At 45.2% G+C, this 12867-nt stretch carries 15 protein-coding genes; 12 read left to right on the top strand and 3 right to left on the bottom strand.

Translation table 11 applies throughout. The annotated features are described in order from the left end of the window. The first annotated feature begins 109 nt into the window (after window positions 1–109). The 4 genes from O8C65_09995 to O8C65_09980 are packed head-to-tail and all read left to right on the top strand — an operon-like array spanning window position 110 to window position 3269. Window positions 110–1249, top strand: coding sequence for a BatD family protein (locus tag O8C65_09995; protein ID MCZ7357255.1), 1140 nt, complete (start codon window positions 110–112; stop codon window positions 1247–1249). A gap of 8 nt (window positions 1250–1257) precedes the next feature. Next, window positions 1258–2355, top strand: a complete 1098-nt coding sequence (locus O8C65_09990) for a cell division protein FtsZ (GenBank protein ID MCZ7357254.1) — start codon at window positions 1258–1260, stop codon at window positions 2353–2355. A 39-nt stretch (window positions 2356–2394) separates the two neighbouring features. Beyond that, a complete protein-coding gene (locus tag O8C65_09985; GenBank protein MCZ7357253.1) occupies window positions 2395–2631 on the top strand; it encodes a 4Fe-4S binding protein in 237 nt (78 codons plus the stop codon). Between the two features lie 23 nt (window positions 2632–2654). Next, window positions 2655–3269, top strand: coding sequence for an L-threonylcarbamoyladenylate synthase (locus O8C65_09980; GenBank protein MCZ7357252.1), 615 nt, complete (start codon window positions 2655–2657; stop codon window positions 3267–3269). Between the two features lie 22 nt (window positions 3270–3291). Here the strand turns inward: O8C65_09980 and O8C65_09975 are convergent, their stop codons facing one another. Together O8C65_09975 and O8C65_09970 are read right to left on the bottom strand one after the other, a co-directional pair. Next, entirely contained in the window at window positions 3292–3726 is a 435-nt protein-coding gene (locus O8C65_09975; protein MCZ7357251.1) for a DUF5788 family protein, read from the bottom strand. A gap of 199 nt (window positions 3727–3925) precedes the next feature. Further along, complete coding sequence (locus O8C65_09970; GenBank protein MCZ7357250.1) at window positions 3926–4489, bottom strand: hypothetical protein; 564 nt, start codon at window positions 4487–4489, stop codon at window positions 3926–3928. Window positions 4490–4616: 127 nt separating this feature from the next. Here O8C65_09970 and O8C65_09965 point away from each other — a divergent pair, with 127 nt between their 5' ends. From O8C65_09965 to O8C65_09930, 8 genes are all read left to right on the top strand, one after another. After that, the gene (locus O8C65_09965; GenBank protein ID MCZ7357249.1) at window positions 4617–5111 is read left to right on the top strand and encodes a winged helix-turn-helix domain-containing protein; all 495 of its coding nucleotides are present in this window, start codon (window positions 4617–4619) and stop codon (window positions 5109–5111) included. A 15-nt stretch (window positions 5112–5126) separates the two neighbouring features. Further along, a complete protein-coding gene (locus O8C65_09960) occupies window positions 5127–5552 on the top strand; it encodes a hypothetical protein (protein MCZ7357248.1) in 426 nt (141 codons plus the stop codon). Window positions 5553–5909: 357 nt separating this feature from the next. Continuing rightward, window positions 5910–6533 (top strand): ArsR family transcriptional regulator, encoded by a 624-nt coding sequence (locus tag O8C65_09955; protein ID MCZ7357247.1) that lies wholly within the window; start codon window positions 5910–5912, stop codon window positions 6531–6533. Window positions 6534–6561: 28 nt separating this feature from the next. Further along, window positions 6562–7059, top strand: coding sequence for an Hsp20/alpha crystallin family protein (locus O8C65_09950; protein MCZ7357246.1), 498 nt, complete (start codon window positions 6562–6564; stop codon window positions 7057–7059). 41 nt (window positions 7060–7100) lie between these two features. Further along, window positions 7101–9284, top strand: a complete 2184-nt coding sequence (locus O8C65_09945) for a CDC48 family AAA ATPase (protein ID MCZ7357245.1) — start codon at window positions 7101–7103, stop codon at window positions 9282–9284. Between the two features lie 61 nt (window positions 9285–9345). After that, on the top strand, window positions 9346–11559 hold the full coding sequence (locus O8C65_09940; GenBank protein MCZ7357244.1) for a CDC48 family AAA ATPase: 2214 nt from the start codon (window positions 9346–9348) through the stop codon (window positions 11557–11559). A 4-nt stretch (window positions 11560–11563) separates the two neighbouring features. Continuing rightward, window positions 11564–12010: a hypothetical protein gene (locus O8C65_09935; protein MCZ7357243.1), complete on the top strand. Its 447-nt coding sequence runs from the start codon at window positions 11564–11566 to the stop codon at window positions 12008–12010. 27 nt (window positions 12011–12037) lie between these two features. Beyond that, window positions 12038–12412: a hypothetical protein gene (locus O8C65_09930; protein ID MCZ7357242.1), complete on the top strand. Its 375-nt coding sequence runs from the start codon at window positions 12038–12040 to the stop codon at window positions 12410–12412. Between the two features lie 106 nt (window positions 12413–12518). Here the strand turns inward: O8C65_09930 and O8C65_09925 are convergent, their stop codons facing one another. Then, entirely contained in the window at window positions 12519–12839 is a 321-nt protein-coding gene (locus tag O8C65_09925) for a nucleotidyltransferase domain-containing protein (protein MCZ7357241.1), read from the bottom strand. Window positions 12840–12867: the final 28 nt, after the last annotated feature.

Genomic DNA, 12867 nt, shown 5'->3' with positions numbered 1-12867 from the left:
TCAGGGTCTCAACTCAGATGATTATGATAATGTTGATGCTCATAATGTTTATATACAATCCCGTGTAATTTGTATATATTTTCATGCACAGGAAAAAGGTAATTTTCAAATGAAGAGACACTGGTTTTTATTGTCAATACTGCTGATACTCTCGCCGCTTGCAGACGCTTCCACTCAAACATATAATTTCACCATGAAGAATAACACTGGGTTGAATTTTGAAAGCGGAACCTTCATGGTTGAACTAATAAAAATCGTTAAACCTGATAATTATGTTATGGTCAATCTGACCATGAACGATTCGTCGGCGATCAGGAATATACACGTCGGGGAAGCCCCTATCGTATATAATCAACTAAAGCTAAGCATGCCTATTATTTCTGAGAGTTCTGCAGTTCTCACATTAGAATTCCCTGAACGCTGGAGTTATCCCAAAACATACGATGTGTTGATACCAACCCTACCCGTTGGTGTCCCAAACATTGTAATTACAAGGATCGTGGACAAGTCAAATGTAAATCTGGGAGGCACAGTAGAATTTAAAATAAGACTGGAGAATACAGGAAATGCTACTGCGTATAATCTGACATTGAATGAGGGGCTTCCCAACGGTTTTTCCAATGCTCCGGGCTCAAAGTTCCCGCCGGTACCCGAAGATAGGCTTGAACCGGGAGAGGTTCAGGAAGTGTATTATGCGTTAAAAGCCGTTGACTCAGGAACGTTCACTTTTGGCCCCTCAACTATTACCTATGGCTCGAAAGCGAATAAGACAGCTCCTATTATCATAACAGTTGCGGAGGTTGTGCCGGAAAGATCAATCCTGACAACTGTTGTTACTCTGAATAAAAATAATATTAATACTGATGAACTTTTTAAAGTCGCAGTAAAAATAACGAATATTGGGAAAGCTCCCGCGGAATCAATACTTGTGGAGCCGGTGGACGGTAAGTCTCCTGAGGGCACACTGGTTATGGACGGGGATTTAAGGCAGGTATATAAAAGGATATATCCGGGCTATGCGGAAACTTATACTGTCACGTTAAAGGCGATAGAGCCGGGAAATTATTCCGTGCATCTAAGGACTGTCTATAATGACGATACGATAGGCACTACCTCTGAATCTGATAATATAGTTGTGGCAAAAAAGGCGGAAAATAATTATTATTTGTATGCAATTGTGTCCATGATAATGATTGTGACAGGTATAGTTGTGTTAACGATAAAGAGACATAAAGAATATTCATACTGAGAAAACATATGTTAAACATACTTTTGATCGGCGTCGGGCAATGTGGTAACAGGATACTTGATGCGATAAACAAGGAAGCTTTTGGCGGCAGTGTGCTCTCCAAGTATTATGGGAAGCAGCGATTTACAAGCAAAGTCGAGACCATATCAATAAATACGGCCATCAACGATTTAAAAGAATTGAGGTTCACGAAGACAAAGGACAGGATCCATGTTCCATATCTTCATGGAGTCGGGGCGAACAGGATAATAGGAAAGAAATGCTTTGAGGATAATAAAGAACTTCTGATGCGGGTCATAGAAGAACGCGGGGATTTCGACCTTGCTTTTATTATATCCTCGGCATCAGGTGGCACGGGTTCATCGTTTTCGCCCCTTCTGATAGAGGCGCTGAAGGAAAGGTGTAAGACCAATGTTTACGGGGTAATGGTGCTGCCCTTCAGGGAAGAGGGTTCGATCTATCTTCAAAATTCGATTTTCTGTTTAAAGGAAATAATGAGCGGACAGTGCGATGGTACTATAATCGCGGACAACCAGTTCCTGAAACACCTCGGGAAGGATATAAAGACCGCATACGATGGGATCAATAGGACTATCGCGCAGAGGATTCTGTTTCTTATAAAGGTGCTGGACAGCGAGATGATGATGGTGACTGACCTTGGTGATTTCAAGACCGTGATGTCAAGCGGTTCAAAGCTTGCCACATTGGGGTTCGGGGAAGGCACGGATAATCTCCCCATAAAAGCTGTCATTGAACACAGCATTTCTCATGCAGGTCTCCTTTTTGAACTTGATCCGTACAGTGAAGCCAATCGTGCGATGATAATCCTGGAAGGAGACAAGAAGTACCTCGATATAACCGATATTACCAATGAGATCGAGAAATTATCCAAGGAGATAGGCCAGATATTCAAGGGCGTTCTTTTACGGAACGGTGAAATGCCCAGAGTGCTGTCGGTTCTGTCGATCGGAGCTTCTGCCGAACTGGATAAACTGTTCAGCATAGGCGTTGAAGCTGTGCAAAAAGAACGAGAGAAAAAGGAACAGGTTATCAGGCAAAATATCTCTATTGAACAGAAACTTGAGGGTCTTAAGCCCATGTATTAAACGAAATATTCATATCATTCCCGCGCAGTATCGTATACCATGGCAAAAGACAAGAAACTTGTACAATCAGAGAACTGCAATGGATGCGGCATATGCGTGACGGTGTGCCCGACGAACACCAAACTTTCAAAGGCTGCGGATTTCAATATGGATACGGCGAAACTCGCCATCCATGTGACCAATGGCAGCGCAGTGATAGATTATGGAAATTGCATTGCCTGCGGGATATGCACCCGGAACTGCCCGGTTGCCTCTCTTACGATAGTGCCGGCTTAATTATTTATTGAGCATTTCGGGAAATGGGGCAATACAATGTTGAAATAGGGCAGGATATCGAAAAAGCTGCCGATATCATAAGGAATGGGGGCGTTGTTATCTATCCAACCGAAACAGTTTATGGGATCGGGGCGAATATTTTTTCAGAGGATGCTTTAAGGAAGGTTTTTTCATTCAAGAAAAGAACTCCGGAAAAACCTGTTTCCATTGCTGTTTCAGGTTTTGAGATGATGGAGGGTCTCGTGTATGTAAGCGACAGGGAGAGGCGCTTTATTGAAAAATTTCTTCCCGGGCCCGTGACCATCATACTCAAGAAAAAAAAACTTGTACCAGGTACCTTGACATCGGGTAAGGACATGGTAGGCATAAGATTTCCGGATCATAAGATGGCGGTCAGGCTCATTGAACTTGCAGGAGTTCCGATTACCTCCACCAGTGCGAACATTTCCGGGGAGGCGCCTCCAACAAAGGCGGAGGAAGTAAGAATAAAAGCAGATTATATTCTCGATGGTGGAGAATGCAGTGGCGAGCCTTCAACAGTTGTTGATCTCGCGGCTCTCAAGATTTTGCGCAAAGGCGCAAAATATGAGGAAGTAGCTGCAGTAATTGAGGGTAATAGAAACCCTTTTAATAGTTAACGGTTTTGAACGTGTAAATCAACTATTTTTTCCCAACGCTTTTCAAGAAATCCAGCCATCTCCTGGCATCATCGATTTTCTTTCTTATCTCTTCGCCGGATTCTTTCAATTTCACCTTACCGCCTTCGCATTCCCGGAGATCCATGATAGCACGTATGAGAGCTGCGGTTTCATGATATAGTCTCTTTGCCTCCTCGCGAGTGAGATTGGCCCTGGCAAGTGCCGTCTCATCGTATTTCTCTTTTGTTTCAAGTATGCTGATTAGCTCAAGGAAACGTTCCCTATCCATTTCAGAAAATTCCTTCTGATGGATGCAGTTCCAGACGATATCATGCACTTTTATGGACTTTCCTTCCAGGTCAATCTCATCCGGTATTTGCTCGCCTACCCATGCAAGGAATCTGTGCAACTCGGAGAGCAGGCGCTCCCGCTCTTCTTCGGAGATAATATCATTCATTTGTGGTTGTTCTTCTTGTTTCGTAATGATTCTAAATACATATCATCGTAATAAAAATCCTTTGTCGATATTCAAATTTTATTTAATTATGCCGATAAAGACAGTCTGATCTTTATTCCCGCCTGCTCGATGAGCATTCAAATAAGATATTGAACCAGAACAACAATTGTATGTTAAAATGGGCTGGGATTCCTTATCTTTAGCATCGTGCGAATCTAAGGCTGTAGTCTCTCAAGAACAGAAATACATCACTAGAAACATGTTCATATAAATCGTCATCATCTTCCCTTTCAACTTGAGTTATTCTATACCTATGTGAAGATAGTTCTTCTTTTAAAAGGGTCTCCATTGCTGCTATTCCTTTATCCACTTCTTCGAATATTCTGCATTTATAGAGAATTATTGGATTGGAAATGGCATGGAGCAATTCCCTTGCTACACTGCCAGTTTTACCTCTGCATGTAAAAACAAGGATATTTAAATCAGCCATACCGAGGCAATTCAAACTTTTTTCTAGATTAGAAATATCGGACTCTTTATCATCAGGGAGATCTTCAACTATGGCTGTATTAATATACCCATCCGCTCTTAACCGATCACGAAGTTTTATTAGACGTTCTTTTTCTCCGGGATGAATCCTATCTGCTGGAGGATTATAAGCGCCATAAATGATTATACAAATTCTATCCTTAAATGCAAAGATGGATTCTTTTTTCTTCCTTTGATAGTTATCATATCTATTCTGGATATTCTTAGATACCACATAGCTCAAAACAAATTGAAACGATAAAGCTTTTACGTTAGTAAAATTAATTATACTACAGTAAACCAAAATGTACTTATACTAAAAGTAATATTGAAGGGCTCCCCCTGAGAGGTGTATCATAGGAATGTACACGAACAAAAAAATAGAAGAGTATGCAAACGAAATGCCTTTAGAGCTTAGACGAGCGATAAATGCTTTAAATGACAATCTTAGACTGGCAATTTTTTTTATACTTCTCAAATATGGTGAATTGCCCTTCTCTCAGATAATGACTGAATTAGAAATACCGCCAGAATATAGTAGCAAACTAACTTATCACCTCAAGATACTCGAAAAGGGAGCCTTTATCAAAAATGAATATACTAGAAAAGAAGGTATAGACAGCTATTCCTTTTATGACCTCACAGAGTTTGGAGAGGATATAATTAAAGGTTTAATGGATACTCTAAACGTACCTCGTTTAGTCAATGAACCAATTAAAGGAACAGCGTCGTCCGAAACTAAGCCTTTGGATATCAAGCTGGTTGAAATGCCTGAAATTAAACATAATGAACAGTTTAGAGAAACTGCTAGCGGTAGAACCAAAACAGTTGTTAAAATCTCTGCTACTGCAGGTTAAAGGAAGGAGGCAGATATGGACATTACAGAGCCTTATAAAAATATGTTATTAGATGAAATAGCATTTGCTAGAAGGAAAATAACCGAGGAGCAAAATTTTGATAATAAAATTTTTTATTATAGCGCAACTTTTGGCATGACTCGAAGAATTTTGAACTTTAAATATGACCCACAACTTCAATTTGTGGATTTTGTTTTGACCCTATCATATCAGTATATGTTAGCTCGTTTAACTGCTATAAAAAGCGGAGATCTGACTATTCCTTTACAAGCAAGTTTCTTTGATGATCTTGTGTATTGTCTTGAGCAGTTAGAAGAAAAAATTAGAAATAATGATGATATATATATAGTTCTCCAAAAAATTGTTAATCTAACTTCCCTTACAGATGGAAATGGATATTATCTCTCCCAGAAAGGAATCCAAGTATTCCAGAGAGAATAAAATCCTTTTTATTCTAATTGTTTCGTGCCCCTTTTTTTCCATTAATAATCAGGACAAAGAGTGAACTTTAGTGACCCTCATGCACCTTCCTGAAGCCCCCGATTCGGGAGTCTATGACTGAATCTAATAGGCGTTCTCGTGCATCCGGGCATCTTGAGCCATAACAATAATTGTGGTGTAAAATTAGGGGCACGGAAGAAACTATGAAGACAGGGGCTGCATTGGCAAAAGCAATAGAAATGCCAAGCAGGTGGATTTCGGTGAACATACTTTTTTCATGGATTAGCTTTATATACTATCACCACTAACCTAAGGTTAGTAACCCCAAGACACTAACCCGGGGTGAAGCCTACAAACATGGAATCAGCACAACTCCTGGACATACTCGGGAACGAGAACCGCAGGAAAATCCTGCACCTCCTTGCGAGCCGGCCCTGCTATATGAGCGAGATAGCAGAACGGCTGGACGTAGGGGCAAAAGCTGTTCTCGGGCACCTTCTGCTCCTCGAGAGAGCAGGTCTGATCGAAGCCAGCGTGGATGAACAGCGGCGCAAGTATTTCCATATAATGGACAACCTGAGAATGGAAGTGTTTGTGTCGCCGTACTCCTTTGAAGTCGAGATCAGTACGATTGCCGTCTCGGATGAGCAAGAAAAGCCTGTCCGTGCGATCGCAGACCTGAAATCCCTGCATAATGAGATACAGGAACTTCTGCAGCACAGGCAGCGGATAATGAGCGAATACCAGGAAGTCCAGGCAAATATCGCGGGAGCGATGGGGCAGAGCATGGATGCCATTGAGGACATCACTGAAGATTCAATCGAGGCCGAAATACTCTATGCCTTGTTGAAAAGCCCGATGAACAAGCGTGCACTTTCCATGCAGCTTGAATTACCGGAATATGTGCTTGAGAAATATCTATCAAGAATGCAGAACAAAGAAATGATAAAAGAGAACGAAAATAGTTACAGGATAGGCTAATAAAAAATAAATTCAGAGGTAAAAATATATGTTCAAACGATGGAGAAAAAACGACACAGGAATTTTTGATCAATTTGAGAAAGAGCTTGAAGAAATGAATGAAATGATGAATAGCATGATGCTCGGAGACAAACCAGTTGTCTATGGATTCAGCGTCCAGGTCGGACCTGATGGTGTGGCCCACGTGGAGCACTTCGGGAACGTGAGACCTGGGCAGAGCGTCAGGCCGGAGCAGGATATCAGAGAGCCCTTCACCAGCGCGATGATCGATGAAAAGAACAATGAGCTCAATATCACTGCCGAAATGCCGGGGATAAGCAAGGAAAACATTGAAGTCAGCGCAACCGAGGAAGAGGTATTCATAAAAGCCGAAGGTGAGGGGCGCAAATACTTTAAAAATATTAAAGCCCCTGCGCCTGTTGATCCGGACAGCTCCAGAGCAAAGTACAATAACGGTGTGCTGGAAGTAACTCTCAAACTTAAAGAACTCCATACACCGAAAGGAAAGAAAGTAAATATTGAGTAAATAACAAAGAAATACTATTGAATTCAAAAAAAAGACCATATATGGATAAGAAAGATAAAATCATAGCTTTGAAAGTTGCTGAGGCAAAATCCTATGATGCAGGCAGGGGAATAGCGCGCCTGGATCCCGAGGTCGCCTATGAACTCGGCCTGCAGACGGGTGATGTCATAGGCATCGAGGGCACTAAAAGGACGGCCGCTTTGATATGGCCGGGTTATCCCGAGGACAGCAGCTCGGGAGTAATACGCATTGACGGGACGGTGAGGAGAAATGCCGGGGTCAGTATCGATGACAGGGTACAGATACGCAAGATACAGACCGCGCCTGCCGAAAAGGTATTGTTCGCGCCCACCCAGCCCCTGAAGATCCAGGGAGGAGAGGCCTATTTATCACACAACCTGGAAGGACGTGTCATCACAAGAGGAGATGCGGTCGAATTGAATATCATGGGAAGGCGCGTTGACCTTGTGGTCATCTCAATAAAGCCTGTCACGGATTCTGTGATAATAACCGATGCCACTACTATAGATATTAGCGACAAACCCGCAAAGGAACTGCCCTCAATCCCCAGGGTTTCTTATGAGGACATTGGCGGTCTGGGGGACGAGGTCAGGAAGGTCAGGGAGATGATCGAGCTTCCCCTTCGCCATCCCGAGATCTTCGAACGCCTCGGTGTTGAGGCACCGAAAGGTGTGCTGCTCCACGGTCCGCCCGGCACTGGTAAAACCCTTCTGGCAAAGGCCCTTGCTTCGGAAACGAACGCTAATTTCCACACCCTCAGCGGCCCGGAAATAATGAGCAAGTTCTATGGCGAATCTGAGGAGAGGCTGCGTGATATTTTCAAGCAGGCGGAAGAGAATGCCCCAAGCATCATACTTATAGATGAGATAGACAGCATAGCCCCGAAGAGGGAGGAAGTCACGGGCGAAGTGGAGCGGCGCGTTGTTGCGCAGCTTCTCGCAGTGATGGACGGTCTCAAGGCGCGGGGCAAGGTCGTGGTCATAGGGGCCACGAACAGGCCAAATGCCATCGACCCTGCGCTTCGCCGCCCTGGCAGGTTTGACCGGGAGATAGAAATAGGTGTCCCGGACAGGAAGGCGCGGCTTGAGATACTTCAGATCCATACAAGAGGAATGCCTCTTGCTGAGGACGTGAAACTTGAAAAGTTCGCAGACCTCACTCACGGTTTCGTGGGCGCAGACCTTGCAGCCCTGGCACGGGAAGCGGCGATGTGCTCGATAAGGCGCGTGCTTCCTGAGATCGACCTTGATGTGCAGAGCGTGCCTGTGGAAATACTGAACAAGATGACGGTAACGGCAGACGATTTCAACAATGCCATGCGCGAATTGACGCCATCTGCCCTGCGCGAGGTGTTCATCGAGTCGCCGAACGTGCACTGGAGCGAGATCGGAGGGCTTGAAGATGCGAAGCAGGAATTGAAAGAGGCCGTGGAATGGCCCATGCAATATCCTGTGTTGTTCAAACACCTCAATGCCAGACCGCCGAAAGGAATTTTGCTCTATGGCGCGCCCGGCACGGGGAAGACCATGCTGGCAAAGGCTGTAGCCACAGAGAGCGAGGCGAATTTCATAAGCGTGAAGGGCCCAGAGTTCCTGAGCAAATGGGTAGGTGAGAGCGAGAAAGCTGTCCGTGAGACATTCAGAAAAGCAAAGCAATCAGCACCGTGCATCATCTTCTTTGACGAGATCGATGCAATAACCCCTTCGCGGGGAACAGGATCGGACTCCCATGTAACTGAGAGGGTCGTGAGCCAGATGCTCTCGGAGATAGACGGTCTTGAGGAGCTGCACAATGTCACTGTCATTGCTGCGACCAATAGACCCGATATCATCGATCCCGCGCTCCTGCGTCCGGGAAGGCTTGACCGCCTGGTTTATGTTGCTCCGCCGGATGAGACATCGCGGCACGAGATATTCAAGATCCACCTGGCTGACAAACCTCTTGGAAGCGATGTTGATCTCGACAGGCTTGCTGAGGATACAGAAGGTTTCACAGGCGCGGACATTGGAGCGATATGCAATGAGGCCACGATGCTTGCAATACGAGAATTCGTCAATTCAGGTAAACCCACGGGTGAAGAGGCACTCGATCAACTGAAGATAGGGTATCATCATATACGTGATGCCATGGCAAAAGTGAAGCCGCAGTCCAAGAAAGAGATGGAGAAATACAAGAAGATATCTGAGAACTTCATATACCAATAGATTAGCTACAAGTTCATGCTAATGTTTTATCTACAATAACAAAACATATTTTAGCATTAGCATGAATGAAAAAATACAGCTGCGAGTGGCGGAAGCCCATCACCGGGATGTTGGCAAGGATATTGCGCGGATAGACCGCGGACAGATGGAAAAATCCGGCATCCAGAGCGGTGATTTAATCCTGGTGATAGGTAAGGAAAAGACCTGCGCTATCGCAGGTCCCGGCTATCCCGAAGATCAGGGACTTGACCTGATAAGGATCGATGGCAACATAAGGACAAATGCGCGTGTCGCCCTCGACGATAAGATCTACATACAAAAACATAACGCAATGCCTGCTAACAGGATTGTTTTAGCCCCCACCCAGCAGGTTCGTCTTGTGGGAGGACCGCAGTACCTGCACCGTGTTCTTGAGGGAAGGCCCATCATGAAGGGCCAGAGGCTGCGCATCGAGACCGTAAGCAACCCGCTGTCGTTCATAGCGGTATCCACGCAGCCCACGGGGCCTGTTATTGTGACAAGGACGACCAATATAATTTTGAAAGAACAGGTGATGGAAGAACTGGAAGTGCGCCCCACGCACATAACCTATGAAGACATAGGAGGGCTGCGGCGTGAGATCGGCCTGATAAGGGAAATGATAGAACTGCCGCTTCGGCATCCAGAGCTTTTCCAGAAACTCGGCATAGACCCGCCGAAAGGCGTTATGTTGTACGGGCCCCCGGGTACAGGGAAGACCATGATAGCAAAGGCCGTGGCGAACGAGACCGATGCGAATTTCATCTCAATAAGCGGCCCTGAGATCATGAGCAAATACTACGGCGAAAGCGAAAAGCAGATCAGGGATATCTTCGATGAAGCCGAAAAGACGGCTCCCACTATTATATTCATTGACGAGATAGACAGCATAGCCCCAAAGAGAGAAGAGGTCACGGGCGAGGTGGAGCGTCGCGTTGTGGCGCAGTTGCTCTCGCTGATGGACGGTTTGAAGACACGCGGTCAGGTCATGGTGATCGCCGCAACCAACCGTCCCAATGCCGTTGACCAGGCTCTTCGCCGCGGAGGGAGATTTGACCGCGAGATAGAGATCGGTATCCCTGACAGGATGGGAAGGCTTGAGGTACTCCAGGTTCATACACGCGGGATGCCGCTTTCGGATGAAATGGCCGAGGAAAAAGGGATGCGCGAAATAGCCGACATGACGCACGGTTTCGTGGGCGCCGACATTTCATCTCTATGCAAGGAAGCAGCGATGCATGCCATCCGCCTCATCCTGCCGAAGATCAACATCGAAGAGGAAATTCCACCTGAAATCATGGAAAAACTCGTGGTAACAAGGGACGATTTCTATGATGCGTTCCGGAATATCGAGCCCTCTGCCCTCCGCGAGGTATTCGTAGAAGTGCCGCAGGTGAAATGGAGCGATATCGGTGGACTTGACCAGGTGAAACAGGAGCTAATTGAAGTTGTGGAATGGCCGTTGAAATACCCGGAGGCTTTTGAGGCAATAAATACACGGCCACCGAAAGGCGTTCTGCTTTTTGGTCCTCCTGGAACGGGCAAAACCATGCTTGCGAAGGCCATAGCCACCGAAAGCGAAGCAAATTTTATAAGCATCAAAGGCCCGGAGCTTCTCAGCAAGTACGTGGGCGAATCAGAGCGAACCGTGAGGGAGATCTTCAGGAAAGCCCGCCAGGCAGCGCCTGTCATCATCTTCTTTGACGAGATAGATTCCATGGTACCGACGCGTGGGAGCGCGTTTGACTCCAATGTCACAGAGCGGGTGGTCAGTCAGATACTCACAGAACTGGATGGGCTTGAAGAACTCAAGAACGTGGTGATGGTAGCGGCAACCAACCGTCCCGATATGGTCGATCCCGCGCTCCTCAGACCAGGGAGGCTTGACAGGCTTATTTATATAAGACCTCCGGATCTCAAAGAGAGGGAAATGATATTCAATATTCACCTGAAAGGGAAACCCCTTTCTGAACAGGTCGATGCGGGAAAGCTTGCCCAGCGCGCGGAAGGATATGCCGGCGCCGATATTGAGGCCATATGCCGCGAGGCCGCCATGTTAGCACTTCGGGACTGCATCAGGCCCGGGATGGAAAGGGAGGAAGTGAAGAGAGTTGCTCAGGGGGTAAAAATTCAAAACGAGCATTTCCAGAAAGCTTTTAATATTGTGAGGCCCACTCCATGGGATGTGAAAGAATATGAAGCCATGATAGATTTTTCAAGGGTTATCAAGAAAGATAAAACGAAAAAGGAAAAATAAAGAAATGAAAAAAATAAACGACATCGATGAGTTCTTAAAACAGTTAGAGGAAACGCTTGGAAAGATACTTGATGAGATTGAGATCTCCGAGGACAGGCCTATTGATATCGGGATATCAGTGAATATATGTCCGATCGTGGTCTTGAATTCACAGGAGCTTTATCATCCCCAAGAATTGCAGAGATCACCTGTCGATATCCTGGAAACCGAAAAGAAGGTACACGCTGTTGTGGGACTTCCAGGAATGGACCTGGGGGACCTAAAGATCTCATGTAAAGGCAGGGTTCTTGAAATTACAGCCAGTAATTCGCAGGGAACCCTGATGGAGACGATTGAATTGCCTGCAAGGGTTAATAAAACAGGCATGGAAGCTTCCTGCAATAACGGAATCCTTGAACTTGTCTTCAATAAATCAAAGATAAAAAGGCCCATTAAAAAGAGTAACGCTTAAACTTCATGAGCCTCATTTCAGGTGGCAATGGTTAAAGTAGAAGTCGTGATGGATGAAAAAACCTTCATTGCCAGACAAATGCTCAACCTCAGGCTCATTAAATTATCCTGGGCATTGTTCTTCATACTGATCGGGGGAAGCTGGATTCTTGAAGGCCTGGGGCGGATAGGCAATGCGCAGAAATGGGTGCTGATATACGCAGGAAGCGGCGCAATATTGCTTATATTGAATTTGCTGAGGATAATCTGGAATATAAATATCAGCAGGTTCACAGTGGGGCTTGGCACACTGGGATTGGCGATCGGGGTGGCGAAATATTACGCACTGGGCGATATTTCGATATGGGCTGCAGCCGTGCTGATTATCGGGTTTTTCATGTTATTTGAGGTGTTGAGGAAGTGATCATGAGTGGGAGCCATATCCTCAAAGATCTTCATATAGTATTCCTTCAGAGACTTTTCCTGCTCTGGCTCTTTCAAGATTGCTTCTTGCCCTTTTTAACCACTCATCAGCCAGAGACTGATTTTTCATAAACCACCTTCCCGTACTTAGAAATTTCTATGTATATCATGAAAGGATTGTCCTTCAGCTCCTCAAATCTCTCAGGTGTTTCAACGATAATATCTACAGGTACTCCCACACCATAGAGGAATCTGTATATTTGCTGCGCCAGTTTTCTCCTGTGTTCAACACCTTTTTTAATTACACAGATATCATAATCACTTTCTTTTTTGTAATCCCCTCTTGCCCGAGAGCCGAAAAGTATGATTTTATCTGGATTCACAGATTTGATTATTATATCTATTGCTTTTTCTAGCGGAATGTTCATTCAAACAACCTTCTATGTTACCTACTAT

The organism is Candidatus Methanoperedens sp. (assembly GCA_027460535.1).
Taxonomy (GTDB): Archaea; Halobacteriota; Methanosarcinia; order Methanosarcinales; family Methanoperedenaceae; genus Methanoperedens.
Note: the sequence above shows the minus strand (reverse complement) of the source record. Positions and strands in the feature narration are given on the sequence as shown.